The following is a 24,811-nucleotide window of genomic DNA, read 5'->3' on the forward strand; positions in this document are numbered from 1 at the left end:
TGTCTTTAATATTTAACATTGCCTGTGTAGAGTATTTAAAACAATTAAAGGATTAGGGCTATGACGGGTAAAACGCTAATTTTTAATTTTGATGGTACTGGTGGCGAGCCGCGCGATGCTGAGCAATTTAGCTCAGACCATTTTAAAGAAGACAGTAGTATTTCTAATATTCTTAAGCTGCATTTATTATTAGGCGGCAAACTCGATGACTCCCCCACCACTCCATTTACAAACCAGCTTAGTTTTTATTATCAAGGTATTGGCACTAAAGGTAGCCGCTTAAAACGTATTTTAAACCAAACTTTAGCGCCACGTGGTGACGATGTTGCCAGTATTTTAAATCAAGCCATGAGTGATTTTAAAGCGCATTACCAACTAGGCGACACCCTTTTACTTACCGGTTTTAGCCGAGGCGGCGCACTCGCTAGGCGTTTTGCAAAAATCCTAGAGCCTTTAATTAGCGATAATGTTTACGTCTGTGTATTTGATACCGTGGCCTCAATAGGTTTATCAAAAGTCAGTAAAGCAACGCGCGGTGCCGAGCATGTAATATTTGAAAACCACACCATTGCTAATAATATTTCGCAGGCACTGCACTGTGTAGCACTTGATGAAAAACGCCGTGCGTTTGAACCCACCTTAATGAACCATCAAAATAATATTACCGAGCTTTGGTTTGCAGGGGCGCATTCAGATATTGGCGGCGGTTATTACCGCGATGGCCTAGCTGATATTTGCCTGCGCTATGCGCTTGAATGGTTAATTGAGCAACCACTTAATATTAGTTTATTAACCAGTCACGATATTGACTACGAAACCTTATTGCCTGGTAGTAAATTAGTTGACCAAGACGATGTAACCGTAACGCCCGATCCTTTAGCTTTAAGCCATCAGCAAAATTACTTTTGGTTTAATCCCTTTTTTAAATTGGTGGATAGGGAGTGCTATGTACTTATTGATAACGAAGCCAGCAACTTAGAACCACATATACATCAAAGCGTAGCTACACGAATTAATAAACTAACTAGCTATCGCCCAGAATCGCTTAAAAACTTGCATTACAAAATTAGGTATAACGATAACAGCACATTAAGCTTTACTGGTTTAAGCCAACACATTGCCCTTGAAAACCAAAACATGAGCGTATTACAAGTTTCGCAAAGCCAAGATGTAATGGTGTTTGCCAGCGAGGCACATAACAATACAGGGCTTATGTTAGTTGAAGGCGCAACTTATAAGTTTGAACCCTACCCTAATCAATTTTGGTATGACGACGGCATAAAATGCACTGCAAGCGGCTGGCACCGCGATAATGTGCAATTAGGGGTTAAAGAAATCCCCATGGCATTGCTTGAACCATTTAGACGACTTCCAAGAGCGCAGTGGTTCTCTTTGGTTGGCGCAATTAACAATAACGACGAATATTTATTTGAAATAGCCAATGGCGCTACAGTAACCATTACTAAATCAGGTGAATTTAGCCCATTTGCCAATGACTTAAGCCGATTTTACGGCGCCAATGCAGGAAAAATAAAAGTAAAAGTAACCCGCATAAGTTAAATGGGCTGTAATCGCGCAGCTTGCTGGCGTTTAAAAACAATGCTTTAACCGAGGTATAAAGTGATTGTTTCACCACCGAGAAGCGAAGGAGAATACCTAGAGAAGTGACTAAACGTTACGGGTGTTTTCTCTGTGTAGCGCGAAGCGCCTCGGTGTACTCGGTGGTGATATACAGATAACTTATACTAATTTACTTTGGCTGCTCGTTTACTTCTCTCTCTTCTCTTTGTGCATTTTTGTATTAAAGATCAGTAAATCACAAAGAGGTTTAAAGGCGCTTCACTTTTAGAGAAGCAACTAATATTTTGCGCGAGCAAGCTTCGTGCCTACTGACAAAATTAACACAGAGGTAAATTACCTTGTAGAAGCGCAGCTTGCTGCCGTTTTAAAAGCAACGCTTTTACCCTAGTGTTAACCCCCTTAATTTGAGGCGGCTAAGTCCGCTTCAGCGTCGGCAAGCATAGCAAACTCTTCATCTGCACTTTTAGCGACTAAATGCTTAGCGCTATAGCCAAAGTAATAAGCTGCACCAATCACAAATAGCACTACGGTGTATAAAAATGCACGAGGGTCAAACGCATACACACCCGTTAATGCAATAAGTGATAACACTAACGCAATACCCGATGTAACCACGCCACCTGGCGTTTTATACGGGCGAGCTAAATTAGGTTGCTTAATACGTAACATAATATGGCTCAGCGCCATTAACGCATACGATACCGTTGCACCTACCACCGCCATGGCTAGCATTAAATCGCCCTCGCCACTTAGTGAGGCAATAAATCCAAAAATAGCGGGTACAATTAACGCACGCGCGGGTACTTTGCGCTCTGTAGTAATTGATAACGAACGCGGTAAATAGCCCGCACGCGAAAGCGCAAACACTAAACGGCTATAACCATAAATAATCGAAAAGAACGACGCGACCAATCCCGCTAAGCCTAAAATATTTACCACAGTGGCTAAGCTTGTATTGCCCGTGGCGTTAAGCGCATCAACTAAAGGAACTGCACTGGCGCCCATTGCGTTTGCACCACCAGCAGCGGGAACTAATACCACAACAAGTAAAGCGGTAAACAGTAAAAATAACATAGCGCCAATAATGCCTTTAGGTACATCTTTAGCTGGGTTTTTAGCTTCTTCGGCAGCAAGCGGCACGCCTTCTACTGCTAAAAATAACCACATAGCAAAAGGTAATGCAGCCCACACACCATACCAACCAAGTGGTAAAAATTCATTTGCACCTGCAGCATTAGTTACCGCAACATCAAATAAATTAGCCGCGTCAAAATTAGCAATTAACGCCACGGCGGTGGCAATAATAGCCAATACTGCTAAACCACTTATCACCATCATTACTTTTAGCGCTTCACCCACACCCGCTAAGTGAATACCCACAAACGTTAAATAAAACAGTGCATATACCCACGGGCCATTAAAACCCGTTAACGCCTCAACCGCCGAGCCAATAAATATAACAATGGCGGCGGGGGCTAATGCATATTCAATTAATACCGCAAGGCCAGTTAAATAACCCCCGGCAGGGCCCATTGCTTGTCGTGCAAAACTGTAACCGCCACCCGCCGCAGGAATTGCTGCCGACATTTCAGCAAGCGATAACACCAGCGTTAAATACATTATTGCCATTAACACAGCAGCAATGGCAAATCCGCCCCAGCCGGCTTCGGCTATGCCAAAGTTCCAGCCTGCAAAGTCGCCCGAAATTACATACGACACCCCTAGCCCTGCAAGCAATAACCAGCCCGCAGTGCCACTTTTTAACTGCCTTTGTGCAAGATACTCTTTATTGTTATTAGACATATTGACCTCTTTTTATAGTTTTATTCCGCGATTAAAAAATTTGTGGTTTGAACCTGATGCTCTATTACATCGTCTTGTGTTCTGTCTTTTAAGTTAACCCCAGTAAGCCCGCACTTTTTGGCCTCTTGCAGTAAATATACGGCTCTTCGGGCAGCCTCAAAGTAACTAAGCCCAGCAGGGCGAATGTTAGAAATACAATTACGGCAGGCATCGTTAAGCCCTGTTTTAGGCTCCCACGTTAAATAAAGGCCAAGGCTGTCGGGGGAGCTAAGTCCTGGGCGCTCACCAATTAATACCATTACCACTTGTGCGTTTAACAGCTCGCCAATGTCATCACCAATCGCTACGCGACCTTGCTCTACTAGGGTAATTGGCGCAATTTTGTAAGGTGAGGGCTCAGTAGGAAGCTGCTTTAAAAGCTCGTTTATAAATGGCGCTGCGTTTTTTTGTACCGCCAACGACGAAAGCCCATCAACTACTACAATGGCTAAATCGTATTGTGCCTGAGTACTGCTTTGCCTATTTTGCATAGTGTTTAAAAGCGTTGTACGCCCTGCTTGGTTTAGCTTTCGGCCTAAATCGGGGCGCTGTAAATAAGTAACACGGTCAACAGCCTCACTTTGTACACTTAGCGGTTTTTCAACCTCGCTAAGCGCATCAATAGCACTGAGAGTTTTTGTCATTTCGCTAATATCTAACGGAAAGTTAACCGCATCGCGCGCCTGAGCATGCGATAGCTGAAACGCTAGCATTTCAGATGTAGGTAAACTAATGCCTGCGCGGCCAAGGCCTATACGGGCATCGGTAAAACGACGTAAATCGCTCCATGGGTTTTCAACCACTTTGCCATTATCGTGATCGTGGCTGCTTTGCGTGTTTATGCTTTTAACCGCTTTCATTACATCCCTCCTTGTACTGCTTTTAATGGCTTAGCAAAGGCAGTTGGTAAGGTGTTTGATAAAATAGTCTCGGCGGTATTTTCCATAATTTTCATTTTGCTAAGCCACGCTTCAAACTCGGGCGCTGGGCGCGAGCCTAAAACTCGGCGCACATACAAGGCATCATGAAATGAGGTAGTTTGGTAATTAAGCATAATATCGTCCGAGCCTGGAATCCCCATTACAAACGAGCAACCCGCCACACCTAATAAGGTGAGTAAGTTATCCATATCGTTTTGGTCGGCCTCGGCGTGGTTGGTGTAACACACATCGCACCCCATAGGTATGCCTAAAAGCTTGGCACAAAAGTGATCTTCAAGCCCTGCGCGGGTAATTTCTTTACCATCAAATAAATACTCGGGGCCAATAAAGCCTACAACGGTATTAACTAATAAAGGGTTAAACTTGCGTGCTACAGCATAGGCACGCGCCTCACAGGTTTGTTGGTCAAGCCCATGGTGTGCATTAGCCGAAAGCGAGCTGCCTTGTCCGGTTTCAAAATACATTACATTATTGCCAACCGTGCCACGCTTTAAGCTCAGCGCAGCATCTTGCGCCTCAGCTAGTGTATTTAAATTAAAACCAAAGCTTGAATTTGTTGCTTCTGTACCGCCTATTGACTGAAACACCAAATCAACCGGAGCGCCTGCTTCTATGCACTCTATGGTGTTAGTTACATGGGTAAGCACGCAGCTTTGTGTCGGAATTTCGTATTTTTGAATCACATCATCCATCAGCGTCATTAACTTAATGGCTTGCGCTACGTTGTCGGTGGCGGGATTGATGCCAATTACCGCATCGCCATTGCCGTATAAAAGGCCATCGAGCATGCAGGCAGCTATACCATTTATGTCATCGGTTGGGTGGTTAGGTTGCAAGCGGGTTGATAAATGCCCAGGCAAACCTATGGTGTTTCTAAACGCGCTTTTTACGTGGCACTTTTTAGCAACAAGTATGAGATCTTGATTACGCATTATTTTACTTACCGCAGCGGCCATTTCAGGGGTAATGGCTTGCCTAACACTTGCAAGTACCGCAGGCGTTGCAAAATCACTTAATAACCAGTTTCTAAAATCTCCCACGGTTAAGTGCGATATAAGCTTAAAAGCGTTTGCGTCGTGCTCGTCAATAATAAGGCGTGTAATTTCGTCTTGCTCGTAGGGAATAAGTACATCGTTTAAAAATGTTTTTAGCGGTACTTCGGCCAATGTCATCTGCGCTACAGCGCGCTCTTGCGCTGATTGTGCAATAACTCCCGCTAACCTATCACCCGAGCGCTGCGGCGTAGCTTTAGCCATTAACTGCGCTAAGCTCTTGAATTGATAAGTATGTGTTCCTAAAGTATAACTGTACATATGCCCCATGATTTACTCCGCATAACTAATATTACAAACCTTGGTATAGGTCTTGCCTCATATAAGCTATAAATCAATTTTGAATAGTCACAAGAAGGCTTAATTTGTACCAAGTGGCTATCGAATTTTGGCAAATCGTTTTTATTATTTTATTTCAGTAAGTTAACGCCTTTATTTGGCATTCACTTAAACTAAAAATATGTTTACTTTAAAAGAGCATCACCTATATGGCGCAGCAAGGCAGCAACAACGCACCACAAAAGAGCAAGGTATACACGCACGATATTGACGAGCAAGCCCATAACCTCACTCAATGGCAGCAAAAGTACGACCAAGTAAGCGATGGCCGCTTTTATGGCTGTATAGAAGGCGTAAATTACAACGATATTCATGCATTTAAAGAGTACACCGAGCGTGCGCTGCGCCAGCAATGCAATATAGCCCCTAACTCTATTTGGCTTGGCATACCGAGTCAGTCGCAGCAAAGTAAAATTAATGGCCTTGATGTAGCGAGCAATCAATTTATGTGCCGTACCAGCAGCAGCGACTTTGAGCTAATTACCCCTGATCAATTTGATATTTACGGTTTGGTTATTAATTGGCATTCAATTGAGTACATGGCGCAGTTACAAGGCGTAACTATTAAAAATCTATCATCTGCACAATCTGCTCGTTTAACGGTAAGTGACTCATCGCTGCAAACAGCAAGGCAAATTATTAACAGTATGGTTATAAACAAAGGCTTTGGGCTTAAACCAGAGTCACAGCAAGATATGCTTAGTATGTTAGCACTACACTTATTGCAAGCCGATAACCCGCAGCAAAACATAGCCCCAAGCTACAAACACCGTAAAGCGGTGGTCGATAAAGTAAAAGAGTACGTGGCAGCCAACCCACAAAAAACAATAACCATAACCGAACTTTGCGAGCTTTCTTTTGTTAGTAGGCGCACGCTGCAGTACAGTTTCGAAAGCATTTTAGGTATTAACCCGCTTAGGTTTTTGCGTTTAACTCGACTTAACAATGTAAGGCGCGAGCTTAAAGTGGTTGGACAAACTAAGCCTATATCAATCATAGCGGCCAATTGGGGGTTTTGGCACGCAGGGCAATTTACTAAAGATTACACGCAGTTATTTGGTGAAAACCCCTCTCAAACTATCGCCAATAATTTAAAAGAAAGTGGCCTAGATTTTTAGATGCTTAGCATCGCGCGTGAGTAAGCTTTTCGCGCCTACCAACAAAATTAACACCGAAGTAAATTACCTTTTAGACGCACAGCTTGCTGGCGTTTAAAAGCAACGCCTTAACCGAGATATAAAGTGATTGTTTCACCACCGAGAAGCGAAGGAGAATACCAAGAGAAGTGACTAAGCGTTACGGGTGTTTTCTCTGTGTAGCGCGAAGCGCCTCGGTGTACTCGGTGGTGATATACAGATAACTTATACCAAGTTACTTTGGCTACTCATTTACTTCTCTATCCCTTCTCTTTGTGCATTTTTGTATTAAAGCTCAATTAATCACAAAGAGGTTAAGAGGCGCTTCGCTTTTAGAGAAGTAACTACCATCTTGCGCGAGCAAGCTTCGCGCCTACAGCTTTCACTTCTCATTTACTCCTCATTCCCTTCTCTTTGTGCATTTTTGTATTAAAGATCAATAAACCACAAAGAGGTTCAGAGGCGCTTCGCTTTTAGAGAAGCAACTTACATCTTGCGCGAGCAAGCTTCGCGCCTACAACTTTCACTTCACGTTGCGGGTTTATCCTTTTAAATTTAAAAAATAAGTTTCGTTAACCCTACTTTAACCCTCTATAGTTTAAGTTAGCTGCATTAATGTAGATTATTCAATTGTACACGCAACTAAGCGCCACTTTTTAAGTTAGGAATAACCACAATGAAACTTACAAAAGATACAACAAGTACGTTAAGCAAAACCACCATAAGCCTGCATTGGATTGTAGCTATTTTAATTATTGGGTTATTAGGCTCAGGCCTATATATGGAAAACTTTAAAGCATTTTTTCTAATGAGTTGGCACAAGTCATTTGGCGTAATGCTGCTTGTTTTTGCGTTATTAAGAGTAACATGGCGCATTGTAAATGGCTGGCCAAAGCACGATGTTAAACACCCAAATTATGAGCAAGTGTTAGCTAAAATTGTGCATTACGTTCTTATAATAAGCATGTTACTTATGCCTATTTCGGGGCTGATTATGTCGGGCTTTGGTGGGCATGGCGTAGAGATGTTCGGGCTAGAGCTTGTACCGCACAACCCCAATCCAGAAAACCCACAAAAAAGCCTCGCTTTTAACCAAGGCTTAGCTGAGATAGGAAAAACCGTTCACGGTATTACAGCAAATGCGCTTCTTATCGCGTTAGGTTTACATATTGTGGGCGCTTTAAAGCACCATATTATTGATAAAGACAACACCCTTACGCGTATGCTTGGCAAAAAGTAGGCAGTTAAAAGTCTTATTTGATCGGTGCTATTTAAGCCGCGATTAAATAAGACTCTCGTCCTACGTGTTTGTTATTGCGCTTAAACGAGCCTTTCCCTTTTTTAGCTTTAACCACTTGAGGTTTAAACACTTTAGAGGTTACTAGCGCCGCCAGCGCATTATGATTAATAACACCTCGGCCGGTGTCTACCGCACTATTATTTGCGGCTTTGGTTTTCGATTTTTTAGCCATTTTATTTCCTAACTATTTATAACAATAAGAACCTTAAGAAGTGGCGATTGTATGCCTAATTTTCAACCTTGCAAGTGTTTTAACGCTCTTTTTTCATAATAAATAAACATAAAAAAAGCGCAGTAAATAACTGCGCTGAGTAACCTGAACGCTGGATAATAAAATATGCTGGTATATCTCTTAACCAGAATTCAGGTTAAATAGGTTTAGCTCAAATAATTAAAATTCAAAGCTTACTTTTGCATAATAAGTACGCCCGTCAAAGCCGTAAGGCAATGCACGTACAGGGTATTTAAACGCGCCGTTGGTAATAAAATTAAGCACTTCGTCATCACCTAGCTCATCTGGGGTTTCATCAAAAATATTATCAGCCCCTACCGATACGTTAAATATTTCGTTAATTTGGTAGCTAACGTTTAAATCCACTAGTACTGCTGATTCAACTGTACTAGTTGGTTTAAACGACCCCGTAGGCGAAAGCTCACCTGGTAAAGGGATGTGGTCATTACCAAAGTATTTAACGTCTGTTTCGCCAAAGTAATTAAAGCGAAGCGTTGTTTCATACGCATCACGCTCATAGTCAAACGTTAAAGTTGCGCGCTCACCTGGCTGGCCGTCGGTAAAAAAGCTACGTTGTAAATCATCAAACGCCACCGACTCAGGAATACCTTCTTCTGCGTTCACGTTATCAATTTTAGTGTCGTTTAAGTTACCCGCAAAGGTTACTCCAAAATTACCGCCCTCTACATCAGTACGGTAAGAGGCAATAATATCAACACCTTGTGTAGTTGAATCTACAGAGTTTGAAAAGTAATTAGCTTGCACTGCGCCGGTTGCTTGAAGCGCGGCTACGGCTTCATCGCTAAAGGCAACATCCTCTGCAGAAAGTAAACTACCAAGCGTAATACGGTCTTTAATTTCTACGCGGTAAAAATCAACCGTTAACGAAAGCTCACTTGTTACATCGTAAACAAAACCAGCACTGTAGTTAGTTGAGGTTTCAAGCTCTAGGCTATCTACACCTAACGCACTTGGAAAAGCAGTCCCCGTATTTGCAGTGAACGACTGAGTAAGTGTGCCGTCTGAGCCTAGGTTAGTTGTAAATGCGGTATAACCACTTTGCTGAAGCGATGGCGCTCTAAAACCAGTAGAAACCGCACCACGTACTGCAAAGTCATCGTTAAATTCATAACGTGTTGCTAATTTACCAATTAAATCATCGCCCGCATCTGAAAAGTCTTCATAGCGCAGCGCACCACTTACGTTCCATGCATCAGTAACCATGGTTTCTACATCTACATAAAACGCGTAGCTGTGGCGATCGCTCTTGTTTGTTGCCTCTGGGCGCAAACCGTTATAAGCCTGAAAACCACACTCAGCAAATTGATCAGGATCGTTTACTGAAGGGTACGAAGCATCGGTATTTGCTAAACCACATGCGTAAGAGGCTTCATCGCCAGGGACTATTTCGTAGTTTTCTTTACGGTATTCTGCACCAATAGTTACATATAAAGGCTCATTGCGGCCAATATCAACGATGCCGTTAAAATCAGCATTAACTGTTGTTTGATCAAATCTAAAACCACCAGAGTAACCGCCGCTTGGGCCTGCATTGGCTGCTATATCGGCATCGCTTGCATCTGGGTTATTAAATACGTACTCCGCCGCATAAGAGGCATTTATAGTATTACGTGAGGTAAAGTCGTATTTGTTTTCGCCATACACTGCCGATACATCGTATCCCCAATCTGGGTTTATATCGCCTCTAAAACCAACCGCTACTGAAATATCTTCAGCTTCGTTATAAATGCGGGGTAAAAAGCCATCACTGTATACTTGCGTTACATTTTTAGATGCTTCGTTAAAGTTACGGTAAAAACCATTACCCAGTGCGGTACGCTCAGAGTAGCCACCAAATGAGTACAATTCGCTGTCGCCCATTGGCAAAGCCATGTTGTAAAATAACGAGGTAAATTCACTTTCTGAGTTACCTTGGCTCCAACGTACATCTTCACTCAACGTGCCTGGCTCAACATTTAACGACCCACCGGTATCGCGCTCTGCACGGTTAGTGCCATCGGCATCACGATACTCAAGCGATAAATTAATAAAGCCGCCTTCGTTACCTAAGTCAAAACCACGGTTTAAACCTGCAGAAAGCGTATCGCCGTCGCCTTCACTGGTGCCGCCGTACTGTACGTAACCCGTTGTTACGCCAGTTGAATTATTAAGCGATAAGTTAATTACGCCAGCTATCGCGTCAGAGCCATATTTAGCTGCTGCGCCATCGCGTAGTACTTCTACACCTTTAAGCGCAGTTAGCGGAATGGCGTTCATGTCGGTGCCGGCAGCGCCTGCACCTACAGTGCCATTAAGGCCAAAAATAGATTGATTATGGCGGCGCTTACCGTTAACCAACACTAACGTTTGATCTGGCTGTAAGCCGCGCAGCGTTGCTGGTCTAAATAAATCAGAGCCATCAGATACTTGCGTACGAGAAAAGTTAAACGACGGGGCAGTAGCTTGCAGACTCTGCCCTAGTTCTGTAAAGCCGCCTTTGTTTAAATCATCAGCGTCTATTAAATCAATAGGTGACGAAGACTCAGTAGAGGTACGGTTAGAAACGCGCGACCCTAATACAGAAATTTGTTCGATATTTTGTGCAGCCTCAACAGGTGCTTCTTGAGCGCTTACAATGCTTGGTGCGCTTACGGCAAACGCAACAGCGGCAGCTAATGTATTTAAACGGTATGTTGACATGGTGACGACCCTGTTTAGTGTGTTCTTTAATATTTGTTATTGCGATGTAACGCATCGCACTGGGGAACATCCTAGCAACATATGCAAATAAAAAGAAATGAAAAAAACTAAATAATAGGTCTAACTATGCAAAAAAATGTAAATACTAAAAAATAACACTTAAACTTGTTCAAAACACATACAATTAAGGATTTTAATTTCAACCTCAAATTAAATTAACACTTTATTTACAATGGGTTTATTACGCTTTCTTGTACTTTTACGGGTAACCAACAACAAATGGTAGTACCTGTTCCTAAAGTACTGCTAACTTCTATTTTTCCGCCGTGATCTTGCAAAATAAAGTTAACAACGGTCATTCCTATTCCTAATGAGTGGGCTGTTTTATGTGTAGTAAAAAAAGGCTTAAAAAGGTGCGCTTGGGTATTTTCATCCATTCCACAACCGTTATCTTTCACTTTTATACATACCCCCTCATTTTGCTGCGTTACGCTTAGTTCAATAATGGTGCCTTTTTCTAATTCATGTTCGCACGCTTGTTGAGCATTTAATAACAGCTCAACAAAAATTTGATGAATAGACGACAGCTCCCCCCAAATTAGCGGCACTTGCTCAAAATTGGTTTTTATTTCGCAGTATTTAAGCTGCCCTTGCAACACGCCTAAAGCAGAGCCTGCAACCTCGCTTACATCTAAATATTGCTTGTTATGGGTACTTGTAAATTGGCTAAGGTTTAATAAATTATGCACGGCTTGCTTTATGCGCTTTAAACCATCTAGGCTTTCGCTCAACTGCGAGTAAATTTCGTGTCCATTCCATGCCAGTTGGTATTGTTTTTTTAGATCAACCAACACGTTTTTAAATTGCCCTGCATTTAATTGGCCGTTTAAAAACTGCTCGTTATAGTGAAGAGATTTTGATAAAAGAGGGCTAACATATTGCAAGCTTTCTATATTACTAATTACATACGAAAGCGGGTTATTTATTTCATGCGCAATACTGCAAGACAAAACACCCACACTTGCCATTTTGTCGGCCTGAACAAACATTTGCTGATACAAAGACAGCTCAGCAACGTTTTTGGTTAGTTCGCCATTTAACACAACTAACAATTGGCTTTTATCGGCAAGCAGTTGCTCTGCGGCTATGCGCTTTTGCTGCTCATCTAAAAAGGCTTGTTTGTAGTCGTCGGTTAAAGTGCTCATCCTATTCGCTCCATAAATACGCATCCATGTATAACGTTTAGTTTGCCACACGTAATTATGCAAACTAGGGGCAATTTTTAGGCTATGCTTATTATTTTAAAAGGTAGCACTATGACCAAACCAGCAGACGCTGCACATTCAATCACTGCCGTAGATGTACTTTGTGTTGATGACGACGAAATTGTTCTGCGCTCACTAACCTCCTTATTAAAAAATAATAACTTTAGTTTTATGACCTGCAAAAGCCCAGTGCAAGCGCTTGAGCTTTTAAACAGCTACGAATTTAGCTTAATCATTAGCGACATGAAAATGCCCACCATGAATGGCGCGCAATTTTTAGAGCAAGCCCGTAACAAAGCCCCCGAAACACAGCGTATTTTATTAACCGGTTACGCCGAAATAGAAACCACCCTAGCCGCTGTAAACCTAGCGCAAATTAACGGCTACATACAAAAGCCATGGCAAAACGATATGCTTTTGCGCAGCATAAACGACAGCATCGAAAAATTTCGGCTAAAAAAACAAAACAAGCAACTCGAGCAGCAAGTAAAACAGCAAAACAAAGAACTTCTCGAATTAAATAACTCGTTAGAGCAACGAGTAGAAAAGCGTACAAAACAAATTAAGCAGGTACTTAAACAGCTAGAAGATGCCAACGAGCGCGAAAAACACGAACACAAAGCCACCGTAGAGCTACTTTATAATTTTATAAACGCCAACCCATACTTAGATGGCAACAAAGCGCAAAAAATTGCCGACACCTGCACCCAAATAGCACTGTACTTAAACCTCTCGCAGAAAAGTATAGATTTAGCCCCCATGGCGGGTTACTTAGCGCAAATAGGTTTGCTTGCTATGGACCCAGAGCTCTATAAAAAGCCAGTGAGTCGGCTAAGCGAGCAACAGCGCAAAGCTTTTTATACACACCCAAGCACAGCACAATTAATGCTTATGCCTGCAATACATTTACATGATGTATCTGATGCAATTTATCATCAATATGAGCGCTTTAACGGTAACGGTTTACCAAAAGGATTAGCAGCAAACGACATTCCTATTGGCGCTATGGTGCTTAGCGTTGCTCGCGATTATTGGAACGCATTTGAACAAAGCCAAAGCCCCACAGACAAAGAGCGCCACAGCGATGCGCTCGAAAGCGTTAAAATGTACAGTGGCACTTTTTACCACCCTAAAATTGTGCGCGCACTCGAGGCAAGCCATAGCAAATTAAATGAGCAACTTAATAATGCGGGCTCTATTATTATATGCAGCGCTCAAGAGCTAAAAGCTAATATGGTTTTAGGCCATACGTTACACAGCCACAGCGGTATTATGTTGTTACCTAAAGGCCATGTGTTTGGTAAAAAATCCATCGAAAAACTACAGCAACTAGAAGCCAAAAAACCGACCCCATTTAGAATAATGGTAAAAAGCGCTAAATGAGTGATCTAAACTGTGGCTTTTTTCGTTACAATTACCGTAAATAAGCTAAACTAATTCAAACAGGTACCTGTTAATCTGGGTATAAATTTTAAACTGTTTAATACCAATCCGCTTAATTAAGTAATTTATTTTGAGGGTGGAAAAACGTGTAGATAGCTAGGCAAAAAATTCGCTATTTAGTTGTTCTAAATGAGAATTGCTTAACGCTTGTAGCGACACGTTTAGCCCCGCAAAATAATTAAGTATTATTGCGAATAGGTATCACATTGCTTTAAGGAGCACAGCGTGTCGCGATTTTCTGCAGTCACTGACAATCCCCACGACGGACGTTTTAATCAAAAAACGGGCATTTTACTTACCAACTTAGGCAGTCCAGACGCTCCCACCCCTGCGGCACTGCGTACCTACTTACGTGAATTTTTATCCGATCCGCGCATTGTAGAAATTCCACGTTTAGTGTGGATGATAATACTGCACGGTATAATTTTGCGTATTCGCCCTAAGCGCTCAGCAAAACTATACGAAAGCATTTGGACCGAAAACGGCTCGCCGCTAACACATATTACCCGCCTGCAACGCGACAAACTAAACGCGCTACTCCAAGAGCAAGGTTACACCAATACCGAAGTTGTTATGGCCATGCGTTACGGTAACCCTTCAATAGAGGCGGGCCTGGAAGAGCTGCGCGATAAAGGCCTAACGCGCATAATTGTACTACCGCTTTACCCGCAATATTCAAGCCCTACCACCGGCTCAACATTTGATGCCGTATCAAGAGTATTGCAAAAATGGCGCTGGGTGCCAGAGCTACACTTTGTAAATGGTTATCACAAAAACACCGCTTACATTGATTCATTAGCTAGCAGCATTAGTGAAGATTTAGAAAAAAACGGCATGCCACAAAAATTAGTTTTTTCATACCACGGTATGCCAAAGCTATTTTTAGATAGAGGCGACCCTTACCACTGCCTATGTTTGCAAACCACGCGTTTAGTGGTTGAAAAACTAGGCCTTGATAAAGATAAAGTAATTAGCACTTTTCAAAGCCGCTTTGGTAAAGCCGAATGGTTAAAGCCATACACCGACGCCACGCTTGCATCGTTACCTGATGAAAACATTACCGACGTTGCAATTTTAAGCCCTGCTTTTAGCGCCGACTGCTTAGAAACACTCGAAGAGCTTGAAGAAGAAAACCGCGAAATATTTGAAAATGCAGGCGGCGAAAAGTACCGTTATATTGCAGCCTTAAACGACAGAGACGATCACATTAACGCTTTATATGATGTGCTAAAACCAATGCTTTAAACGCACCTTAACGTAAAAAAGCGGTGTTAAATTTAACACCGCTTTTTTAATTGTAAGGTAAGCATTTATTAAATGTCATAGCCACTATTTTGCGCGAGCAAGCTTCGCGCCTACAACTTTCACTTCTCATTTAATCTTCTTTCCCTTCTCTTTGTGCATTTCTGTATTAAAGATCAATAAATCACAAAGAGGTTAAGAGACGCTTCGCTTTTAGAGAAGTAATTAGCATTTTGCGCGAGCAAGCTTCGCGCCTACCAACAAAATTAACACCGAGATCAATTACCTTGTAAACGCGCAGCTTGCTGGCGTTTTAAAAGCAACGCTTTTACTTGTTTTAACCTATTCGTTAACGCTTTTCTTTAACTTTTACGGGTGATCATCAACGTACAAACGCCGGCAATTATTCCCCAAAACGCAGAGCCCACCGAGAGCATGGTTAAATCAGATGCGGTTACCAAAAACGTAACTATTGCAGCCTCTGTGTATTGGGCTGAGCTTAAAGCTTGCTGCAAGCTATTAGCAATGGTGCCAAACAGCGCAATACCCGCTAAGGCTAAAATTAATGCCTGCGGCAAACTTGCCACTAAACCAACAAGCGTTGCTGCGCAAAGTGCCATAACAATATAAAATACGCCTGCGGCAATACTTGCCCAATAGCGTTTATCGGGGCTTTTATCGGCCTCATCGCTCATACAAATAGCAGCAGTAATAGCGGCTAAATTAATAGAGTACGTACCAAACGGGGCTGTTAAAATATTAATAAAACCAGTTACATTAAGCGTAGCTGAGATAGGCGCTTTATAATTATGAGCCTTTAGTACAGCAATACCCGGTAAGTTTTGTGAGGTCATGGTCACTATATAAAGCGGTAAGCCAATACTTATACACGCTTGCAAGTTAAACACCGGCGCTATGTATGCAAATTCACTTATTTTCCAATGAATAGCGCCTGTATCAATATGCCCCATTTGCCACGCCAGTAGCACGCCTGCAACTAAAACACTAAGCATGGCAAAACGCGCAAAAAATCGTTTTCCTAAAAAATACATAAGCACCATTAGGCCTATAACCAGTGGTAGCTCATTCATAAAATTAAATACATCTATACCAAAGGTGACCAATACGCCTGCCAGCATGGCACAGGCAAGTTCGCTCGGTATACGGTTCATTATTTTTTCAAACCAACCGGTAACCCCCGACACAAAAACCAATGTAGCGGCAAACATAAATGCACCAATGGCTTCGCCTAAATGGTAGCCCTGCGCGCTGGAAATAAGTAAAGCCGCCCCGGTGGTAGACCATGCAATTAAAACGGGCACTTTATAATAATACGACAACCCAATAGTGGTTATGCCCATTACCAGCCCTAGCATTAAAAGCCAGCTTGCGACTAAATCGGGCGTGCCGCCAAGGGTTATAACGACTTGATAAATAAGCGCAATAGAACTTGAAAAACCAATAATAACAGCCACCAACCCTGCGGTTGCTCGATTAAGCAGCTGATCGGAAAACGTCATAAAATCCCTCTTAATTTTAGATTTTTAAGCCCACAACATACGTTGCCTATTTACGCTTTGCAATTAGCGTTTACGCTATTAAGCGTGAAAAATATTCATTATTTTAAAATTTTTTTTACCTATAAAGATCACACCTTTCATTGCCAAATTAAAAACAAAAACAATTATTCGCTTACGCTTACACCCCGCTAAAACTCTATAAAAACCCATCCTTTTTAGCTCAACAAATCAAACCCATTATAGGTAAATTGTTTATTTACAATCATTTACAATGCAAATAATTAGCACTTTTATACTACCACCACTAACTTGATCTAATCCTCTAGATGATATAAAACATAACAATTAGTTAACTAAAAACCCCGTAAGAGAAACAAATGAAACGCGCTATTTTAATAATTGTTGCCCTTGGTCTATCTGCATTTGCTATTTATAAGCTGCTATTTAATACCGAAAAACCTCAGCAGGTAACGGCGCCTGTTGCAGTGGATATAGTGCCCGTTGACTCTCAATTTGCAGCAAATAAAAAAGCACCACAGCCCATTGATATGAGTAAAGATCCCGTTAACGTAAAACCTAAAACCATTGAGGCACCAGCGAAAAGCAACCAGTTTGAGGCTATAAACAAGGTATCTGAAAAAGCTAAAGAGGTACTTACCAACGCCAACGTACTACCAAGCGATTTAAACAACGAAGCCTACATAGAGTTCGACCTAAATACGTTACAAACCCTTGAAACTGGCGACTCGTTTGATATTTCAATCCCGCAAACCGTTGAAACCTACAGCGCCGAAATCACCTCGTTATCGGAGGCGAGTAATGGCGATAAAAGCATATTTGGCCAAGTTATTGGTGCCAACGGGCAACTACACACCACGGTTATGACCGTAGGAAACGATGCAATTTATGGGCAATTTACCGCACCTAGCGGCAATTACGTTTTTGAAAGTAAAGGTAAATATGGCTGGATTGCAGCAAAACGCGACTTATACCAAAACCACATAGAGCATCACGTAGATGCGCCCACACCAAAAACAGATAAAACCATAGATATGTTTGCCCCAAAAAAAACTGAACAACCCAACACGCAGTAACCCAACTAAATCAATCAGCAGTAAAACTTCCAACCACTACATAAGTAAGGAAATATAAAAATGAAAAAACTAATCACTACGGCAGCCATTGCCAGCGCGCTATTTGCTAGCAGTGCAGCACAGGCAGTAACAATTGATATTGGTATTTTATATACCGACCAATCGGCCGCAGCTACGAGTAATATAAACACTAAAATAAACCAGCTGATCGCCTTTAGTAACCAGGTTTATAGCCAAAATGGGGTAGACATTACACTGCGTTTAGCCGGCACAGAAAACCTAGGCGATTACGCAATTACACCGTCTGAAGATTGGTTAGATGCAGTAACTAACAGCAGCTACGTAGATGGTTTACGCACTAGCTGGAAAGCCGACATGGTTGCCGTACTTGGTACAGGCCAAAGTGCGGGTAATGGTTTAATCTCGTGTGGTTTAGCTTGGGTTGGCCAAGGCACTAACGGTAATTTATACAGCTCAATGAGCGACCGTATGTACTCTATTACTGCTATTGACTGTGGTGCCACTACGTTTGTACACGAACTTGGTCATAACCAAGGCCTAGCGCACTCACGTAAACAAGGCGATACATCGGGCGGCGTATATGTTGATGGTATGGGCCACGGCGTACAAAACGAATTTGCAAGTATAATGGCTTACCCGCATGTTTACGGTAGCGCAACGCAATACGATTACTTCTCTAACCCTAATTGGAGCGTAAATGGCTTACCCTTTGGTGTAACTAACCAAGCGTATGCTATTCGTACGGTTACCGACACTAAAACAAGCATTGCTAACTTTAAGTAAGTGATTTAAAGCAGGCTGTATATAGCCCACTTATAATTATTTCCCTTTAGAGCGCATTTGCGCTCTTTTTTATTTAGCTTAGGGGCTGTTGATCTTTCAAGGTTAAGTCACTAAAAGCCTAAAAGTGCGCAGCTAATTAATGCACTACTATTTTTTGTTTTATAGCAGGCATTAACGTTTTACCGTCACCATCTACTTTACTTAAAAGCTTAAGCCCCATTACTTTGGCAAGTACCGGGTAAATATCAAGATTATTTACTTTTTCAAGGCTTAGCCCTTGTTTAAAAGCAGGCCCTACTGCAATTAACGTAGCCGCCATATCATCGGTATAGGCATAGCCATGAGTACCTAAGTACATTGCTTTGCCTTCGTTAGTAAATACCGCTGGCGCATTAGTTTGCACAACAATATCGCCCACACGAGTGCCTTTATTGTAGTGATATGCCGCTAATTGCTCGTCGTTTAATACCGTATAACGCCCGTTTGCGGCTTGTTGCAAACGTTGTTTGTAAGTTGCAATTTGCTCGCTTGTTGCAGCAGGCTTTGCATAAATAAGTAACCGCGGGCCGGTATTTTTAACTATAAAATTATCGTTTTTAGGCAATGTAGAAACATCAATACTTTGCTCTGGGTTTACATGCGCCATACCGTGATCGGATACAATAACAAGGTTAATCTCTTGCTCTAGCTTGCTTAAACGGGTTTGTAATTGGCCCATTAGTTCATCTAATTGCTTTACTGCATCGCGAGTTTGCGGTGCGTCTGGCCCAAACTCGTGGCCCATGCTATCAACAAGTGAAAAATAACTTGCTACAAAACGTGGGCGCTGCGCTTTAGGTAAGCTTAGCCACTGTATTATTTGATCAACACGGCCTTGGTACTCATTGTATTTAGAATAGTGAAAGTAATAGTCGGGTGTCATACCATTAAAGCGCGCATCCGACTCTGGCCAAAAATAAGTAGCCGACTTTAGCCCCTGCATTTTTGCTAAATTCCAAAGTGGAATGCCGTTTACCCACGTGCTATCGCGCATGCCTTTACCCATGCTGTAGCACCCGCTTTTACGGGCTTTATCACAAAAGTTATTATCTACAATGCCATGGTTTACCGGCAGCAACCCTGTAATAATAGAAATATGATTTGGAAACGTTTTTGTTGGGTAAACAGGCATTAGTTTTTGCGCGCGTACACCTTTAGCAGCCATTGCTTTTAAATTAGGCGCGCCGTGTTTTTCTATATAATCCCAACGCATGCCATCTATTGATATAAGTACAACGGTTTGCTCTTTTGCCGCATATGTCGCTTGGCTGGTTAACACTAAAAGAGCCAACATCATCGCCTTTAAAAATACATACTTCATTACAAATACTCGCCTACATTAAAATGCGTTAAATACTGAAAAATATAGCTTTATAATACAATTGCCAGGCCTTAAATGATACAAGCACCTGTACCTAACTCGTCTAGATGTATATATTAACAAGTAAGTATTTAAAACGAATGACAACGCGCATTTACTTTGCCAGTCGTCACTACTAAGCAAGGACTCCGATGACTATCGACTTTAGTAAAAAAATCACCCCAGCGCGCATGTATCGCACGACTGCAAATTTACAAATGGCGATGGAAAGCGATCGCGGTCGTATAATTAACAGTGCAGCTATTCGTAGGTTGCAGCAAAAAACTCAGGTTTTTCCGCTAGAGCGAAACGCAGCGGTACGCTCGCGCTTAACTCACTCACTAGAAGTACAGCAAGTTGGCCGTTTTATAGTACAGCGCATTTTTGCAAATTTAAGCTTTGAGCAACAAACCGAGTTTGGCTTAAAAGGGCTAGAACGCCCACTAGAAAGCCTAGTAGAAATGGCCTGCCTAATGCACGATATAGGCAACCCACCCTTCGGACATTTTGGCGAAGCTGCCATAAATCACTGGTTTAATAACAATTTAGCAAGTGTTACACCAGCGCGCTGCCAAGAGCAAAATACCGGTATAGGGGTTATTTTTAAGCACCTAGCGCACGATATTTGTAATTTTGAAGGCAACGCCCAAGGCATACGCATAATTCATTCGCTACTGGGGTTAAACTTAACTTATTGCCAAAGCGCGGGCATTTTAAAGTACACCCGCCCCGCGGGATTAAACCCAAAGGACATACCGCAAAATAAAAACTACTTAATGAAAAAAGTAGGTTACTACTACAGCGAAAAAACCTTTGTAGAGGCATTGCAAAACGAGCTGGTTATAGAGCCATACTGCCGCCATCCGGCAAGTTACATTATGGAAGCCGCCGACGATATTTCGTATTGCCTAGCCGACATAGAAGACGCCGTAGAAAAAGACATAATAACCACCGAGCTACTTTGTCAGCAGCTAAAAAGTGAATATAAAAAAGCCCTTATAAACCTAACCATTGACGACACCGAACACCTAAATTTTGTAGATAAAGCGGTAGATTACGCACTAGAGCGCGCCAACGCGCAGCCTTACAACTTTAATAGCGAATTTTTTATTTACCTACGCGTGGCCTTGCTTCACCCACTTGTAAACCACGCGGCAAAGCGTTTTATAGAGCACATTGAGCCTATTTACCACGGCGACTTTAACCAAGCACTATTAGAAGATAACAGCCACCTACACGCCGTTACTAAAACCCTTAAACAGGTGGCGCTTAAGCATGTGTTTTCTCACAAAGAGGTAGAAAAACTCGAACTACAAGGCTATCGCATAATTAACGGTCTGCTCGATTGTTATAAACCACTGCTACAACTTAACAGCGACGATTTTAAACGCGCATTAAATGGCGACTCACGATTATTAATCGAATCGCGTTTGGTTAAAAAGCTCTCTAAAAAGCACTTAAATAGTTATCAGCATGCCATAGATGCCATGCAAGAAGAGCCCGACCACTTTGCCGCTTACGAGTTTTACTATCGCTGTAGGCTAATTCAAGATTACATAAGTGGCATGACCGACCAATTTGCCTACGACGAGTACCGCAGCCTAATGGTGATTGATTAACGAGGGAGTGCAGTTGGGTGGTTTTTACAAACCTAACGCCGCGATTTAATCGCCCTTAGATTGAACAAATTTTCAATCCACAAAGGTCAACACGCCCTTAGTGCCTAGATATATTTTAATTTTGCGCTTAAAATCAGACTATTGATACTTAAGCGCCGTGTTTTATGATTATTAGACTCTCTCAACTTATTTTTTGCTTTGCTTTATTTTACAGCAGCCAAAGTGCTGCCTATAACGAAGCCATGTGTATTTTAATTAAGCAAGAAATGCAGCAGTACAGTAATAATAAAGCCAGTGCCAAATACCGCAGCGCCGCACGCGATTTTAAAAGAAACTGTAATAAACCCAAGCAAGTACAAACAAAACCAAAACCTGTAGAGCCGCCAGTAGTTGAACAAGAGCCACAACCACTTGCCCTTACCCCCGAGCAAGAACAACAGCTGCTTGAGCAAATAACTGCGGCCGAAAAAGCTATAAAACAAAGCGCAAGTAAAGCAACTACAAGCTCTCAGCCTACAAATCAAATAAGCCAGCAAAGCTCAGAAACTAACGAGCCAGAGACTGCGCCAATTAATACAGTAAAGGATGCGCCAAGCACACCTAAGGGTGAACTTGCGCCTAATAGCAGCGAGTTAATACCTACCACTAGCCAAGCGCAGCCGGTGGCCACTGAAACAGCCCCAAAAGCAGCGCCTAAAATAGAGCCTAAAAAAGAGCAGCCAACGGTTAATACAACGCCCAAACCCGCACCTGTACTTATACCTGCGCCAGTTGCAGAGCCACCAAGTTCATTATTGTTACCAAGTTTGCTACTGCTTATTGTGGTATTAATTGGCGCCATGGTGGTTATACGTCTACGCCGCGCTAAACAAAATAAGCCCGAGCCGCCGGTTGCTCCACCGGCTACAGCCCCAAAAAATAACAACATAAGCGCAGCGCAAGCAGCACCACCCAAAACGGCTCCAACCCCAAGTGATGAACTTTCAAAACCAGCTGTGCCACCGGTTTCGGCCCCGAGTGAGCCAGAGCCTACAAGCTCTAATGCACCAAAAAACGAGGCAATTAACGAGCCATTGCCTGCCAATATGCAAGCCACAGAGGCTGAGCCAGAACAAGCTAAACCAGAAGAAGATGCACCAGCACCTGAACCTAAAAAAGTAGCGCCAGAGCCAAACACCGCAGAGTTTGAAGCTGCCGCAAAAAATACATTAGCGCGTATTCAAAATGCAAAAGGCTTTGCAGAGCCCGAAGTAAGAGAGTTTAACCCAGACGCTCCTTCGGTTAAGCGCACGCGTAAACACAAAGCCGCCGCAGAACAGCCAAAAGCAGAGCCCGTTGAAGAAGTAAAACCACAAGAGTCTACTCTTATAAACGAACCGGCTGCGCCTAGTAACCCTATCAATGAGCCCAATACCAGCGCGCAGCTGCATACAGCCGATAAAAACAGTGAGCTTGAACAAACCACGTTAAATAGCGAACACGACTTTAAAGAGCCCGAAATTCGTACCTACAATCCAGATGCCCCTTTAAAACCAAGTAAAGAACCTGCACAAGCTACAGTTTCAGCAAAACCAAATAACGAACCCACGTTAGATGCGCCAATATCAACAGCTCACGAACCACAACCAGCTCAAGAAAAGCCAGCGCAACCAGAGCCTGAAAGTACGCCCAAGCAAAGTGATTCTAGCAACCCATTTGCAAACCTTTCGCTAGATGAAAGCTGGGACCCAAATTCAGATAAAAAGCCCGTGATTGAGGAAAAAAAGAAAGCGCCTAAATCACAAGCCTTAATAGAGGCAGAAGAGCGCGCTAAAAACATGCAAACAAAAGAATAGCCGAGCAAATAAGCTCGATATTATTGCTCTATACAAATAATTTTTTTAACGCAGCAAGTACCCGCTATTTAAAGATTAAATTGCTATTACTCAATTACCAGCACAAAAAAGCGGCCACAAGGCCGCTTTGTTGTTTAAAAATATAGAGTTGTATTAATGCGCTTACTTAAGCGAGCTATTTTAAGTATGGATTGAAGACTGAGAACACGTTTTATTGCTACAAAAAATGCCTTGTTTAGTTGTTATAACTAACTAGTTGAAAATTCCTGTACTTTTAGCATCTTTGTATTTGTAACACAGCTGCGCCAAATTTGGCCGCTCAAAATAATTAACTATTATTACGCTTAGTATTATTCGGGGGGCATGTTTTTAATATTTAAATCGTATTGTAAAATACCATCGTTATTAACCGCCACACCCGCTAATTGCACAGAGTGATTAGCAAACTCTTCAGACGCCGACAAATGCGCTAACACGCCGGCTATGTCTTCGTGTTTAGGTTGGCCGTCGGTTGCCACAATGCCTGCATTACAATCGTTTTGCTTACACTCAAAACTGTATAAAAATAGCGACTTTTCAGCAAAGCTGCTTTGCACTTTATCTAAAAACACTTGCTCTGACTGTGCTAAATCAAGCGTACTTTCAATTTGAGCAGCGCTTTCTAGCTCAGAGTATTCACCCACCTCTTGAGGAGTAATCACTATTTGCTCGGTAAGTGCAGTGCCTTCTTTATTAGTTACATCGTGGCTACTTTGCATTGCTTGTATATCTACCACCAGAGGTTGAGCAGGCTGCACAGCCGTGGTGTTAGTTATTGAGTTGGGTAGATTATTTTGAGCCAAGGCGGTCAAATCGTTTTTAAACACGTACAAAGTTGCAGCAGTGATAGCGCATGCAATGAGTAATTTGTTCATAATACTTCCCTCCTTCAACCAATTTACGCAATACAATTAAATGAAATGCTTTTTAAGTGTAGCCAATGTTAATATTATGTTTTGTTTGGGTGTGTACTGTCAATCTTTAATACTAGGCAGTGCAAATTAAAAGAACAATTTTATCAATGTTAATATTTAATGAACCACTGGTAAGCTCAGCGCGCCACATTATAATGCTGGCAATAGCTACACGCTCATTTTGCTACCAGGCAGTGCGTTATTTATTTGTAACAAGCTGTAAAAATCAGCTCTTTTTATGACCACACCCCAAGCAAAAAGTTTGCGTTTATTGTTACTAAAACTTAAATAAAATTACCCAAATTAAATAACCGCATAATTAAAACCGCACACAGCAGCTTTAATTTGCTAAAAGATGCAAAGATTACATAAAGAAAGGCACCAACATGTAGGCGCGATTTTATATCGCGCTTGTAAACGTCGGGCTTGCTCACGTTAGAAACGCAGCTTCTCATTACTTAAAAAATTAACACCGTAAAAGCCCTGCTTTTAAACGAAAGCAATGCGCGTCTAC

18 protein-coding genes are annotated in these 24,811 nt (G+C 42.1%); 9 read left to right on the top strand and 9 right to left on the bottom strand.

Annotation, left to right across the window (positions count from 1 at the left end):
* Positions 1 to 60 precede the first annotated feature (60 nt).
* A complete protein-coding gene (locus SJY38_RS18480) occupies positions 61 to 1,560 on the top strand; it encodes a DUF2235 domain-containing protein (protein ID WP_121638250.1) in 1,500 nt (499 codons plus the stop codon).
* 420 nt (positions 1,561 to 1,980) lie between these two features.
* On the opposite strand, the gene eat is transcribed toward SJY38_RS18480, so the two are convergent.
* The 3 genes from eat to SJY38_RS18495 are packed head-to-tail and all read right to left on the bottom strand — an operon-like array spanning position 1,981 to position 5,686.
* Positions 1,981 to 3,384, bottom strand: coding sequence for an ethanolamine permease (eat, locus tag SJY38_RS18485; protein WP_096042685.1), 1,404 nt, complete (start codon positions 3,382 to 3,384; stop codon positions 1,981 to 1,983).
* A 20-nt stretch (positions 3,385 to 3,404) separates the two neighbouring features.
* A complete protein-coding gene (eutC, locus tag SJY38_RS18490) occupies positions 3,405 to 4,283 on the bottom strand; it encodes an ethanolamine ammonia-lyase subunit EutC (RefSeq protein WP_377110524.1) in 879 nt (292 codons plus the stop codon).
* Positions 4,283 to 5,686, bottom strand: a complete 1,404-nt coding sequence (locus SJY38_RS18495) for an ethanolamine ammonia-lyase subunit EutB (RefSeq protein ID WP_029773109.1) — start codon at positions 5,684 to 5,686, stop codon at positions 4,283 to 4,285. Before SJY38_RS18495 ends, eutC begins: the two co-directional genes overlap by 1 nt.
* A gap of 218 nt (positions 5,687 to 5,904) precedes the next feature.
* On the opposite strand from SJY38_RS18495, the gene SJY38_RS18500 reads away from it, so the two are divergent.
* Together SJY38_RS18500 and SJY38_RS18505 are read left to right on the top strand one after the other, a co-directional pair.
* A complete protein-coding gene (locus SJY38_RS18500; protein WP_377110526.1) occupies positions 5,905 to 6,873 on the top strand; it encodes a helix-turn-helix domain-containing protein in 969 nt (322 codons plus the stop codon).
* A gap of 694 nt (positions 6,874 to 7,567) precedes the next feature.
* Positions 7,568 to 8,131, top strand: a complete 564-nt coding sequence (locus tag SJY38_RS18505) for a cytochrome b (protein WP_377110528.1) — start codon at positions 7,568 to 7,570, stop codon at positions 8,129 to 8,131.
* A gap of 31 nt (positions 8,132 to 8,162) precedes the next feature.
* On the opposite strand, the gene arfA is transcribed toward SJY38_RS18505, so the two are convergent.
* The 3 genes from arfA to SJY38_RS18520 form a co-directional block, all read right to left on the bottom strand.
* On the bottom strand, positions 8,163 to 8,363 hold the full coding sequence (gene arfA / locus SJY38_RS18510; protein ID WP_024032961.1) for an alternative ribosome rescue factor ArfA: 201 nt from the start codon (positions 8,361 to 8,363) through the stop codon (positions 8,163 to 8,165).
* Positions 8,364 to 8,582: 219 nt separating this feature from the next.
* Entirely contained in the window at positions 8,583 to 11,123 is a 2,541-nt protein-coding gene (locus tag SJY38_RS18515) for a TonB-dependent receptor plug domain-containing protein (RefSeq protein ID WP_377110530.1), read from the bottom strand.
* Between the two features lie 227 nt (positions 11,124 to 11,350).
* A complete protein-coding gene (locus SJY38_RS18520; RefSeq protein WP_273608783.1) occupies positions 11,351 to 12,328 on the bottom strand; it encodes an ATP-binding protein in 978 nt (325 codons plus the stop codon).
* 111 nt (positions 12,329 to 12,439) lie between these two features.
* On the opposite strand from SJY38_RS18520, the gene SJY38_RS18525 reads away from it, so the two are divergent.
* Both SJY38_RS18525 and hemH read left to right on the top strand, forming a co-directional pair.
* Complete coding sequence (locus SJY38_RS18525) at positions 12,440 to 13,771, top strand: HD domain-containing phosphohydrolase (RefSeq protein ID WP_377110532.1); 1,332 nt, start codon at positions 12,440 to 12,442, stop codon at positions 13,769 to 13,771.
* Between the two features lie 285 nt (positions 13,772 to 14,056).
* A complete protein-coding gene (gene hemH, locus SJY38_RS18530) occupies positions 14,057 to 15,076 on the top strand; it encodes a ferrochelatase (RefSeq protein WP_004589664.1) in 1,020 nt (339 codons plus the stop codon).
* 359 nt (positions 15,077 to 15,435) lie between these two features.
* Here the strand turns inward: hemH and SJY38_RS18535 are convergent, their stop codons facing one another.
* The gene (locus SJY38_RS18535) at positions 15,436 to 16,593 is read right to left on the bottom strand and encodes a benzoate/H(+) symporter BenE family transporter (protein ID WP_004589605.1); all 1,158 of its coding nucleotides are present in this window, start codon (positions 16,591 to 16,593) and stop codon (positions 15,436 to 15,438) included.
* A gap of 377 nt (positions 16,594 to 16,970) precedes the next feature.
* On the opposite strand from SJY38_RS18535, the gene SJY38_RS18540 reads away from it, so the two are divergent.
* Together SJY38_RS18540 and SJY38_RS18545 are read left to right on the top strand one after the other, a co-directional pair.
* Entirely contained in the window at positions 16,971 to 17,687 is a 717-nt protein-coding gene (locus tag SJY38_RS18540) for a hypothetical protein (RefSeq protein WP_282338327.1), read from the top strand.
* A 60-nt stretch (positions 17,688 to 17,747) separates the two neighbouring features.
* A complete protein-coding gene (locus SJY38_RS18545; RefSeq protein WP_377110535.1) occupies positions 17,748 to 18,491 on the top strand; it encodes a zinc-dependent metalloprotease family protein in 744 nt (247 codons plus the stop codon).
* 136 nt (positions 18,492 to 18,627) lie between these two features.
* On the opposite strand, the gene SJY38_RS18550 is transcribed toward SJY38_RS18545, so the two are convergent.
* On the bottom strand, positions 18,628 to 19,851 hold the full coding sequence (locus SJY38_RS18550; protein ID WP_377110537.1) for an alkaline phosphatase family protein: 1,224 nt from the start codon (positions 19,849 to 19,851) through the stop codon (positions 18,628 to 18,630).
* Between the two features lie 191 nt (positions 19,852 to 20,042).
* On the opposite strand from SJY38_RS18550, the gene dgt reads away from it, so the two are divergent.
* Together dgt and SJY38_RS18560 are read left to right on the top strand one after the other, a co-directional pair.
* A complete protein-coding gene (gene dgt / locus SJY38_RS18555) occupies positions 20,043 to 21,509 on the top strand; it encodes a dGTPase (protein ID WP_096042675.1) in 1,467 nt (488 codons plus the stop codon).
* 164 nt (positions 21,510 to 21,673) lie between these two features.
* Positions 21,674 to 23,344 (top strand): cell surface protein, encoded by a 1,671-nt coding sequence (locus SJY38_RS18560; protein ID WP_377110539.1) that lies wholly within the window; start codon positions 21,674 to 21,676, stop codon positions 23,342 to 23,344.
* 350 nt (positions 23,345 to 23,694) lie between these two features.
* Here the strand turns inward: SJY38_RS18560 and SJY38_RS18565 are convergent, their stop codons facing one another.
* Positions 23,695 to 24,258 (bottom strand): hypothetical protein, encoded by a 564-nt coding sequence (locus SJY38_RS18565; RefSeq protein ID WP_248450065.1) that lies wholly within the window; start codon positions 24,256 to 24,258, stop codon positions 23,695 to 23,697.
* Positions 24,259 to 24,811: the final 553 nt, after the last annotated feature.

The sequence above is a fragment of the Pseudoalteromonas sp. R86517 genome (assembly GCF_042466295.1).
Classification (GTDB): domain Bacteria; phylum Pseudomonadota; class Gammaproteobacteria; order Enterobacterales; family Alteromonadaceae; genus Pseudoalteromonas; species Pseudoalteromonas atlantica.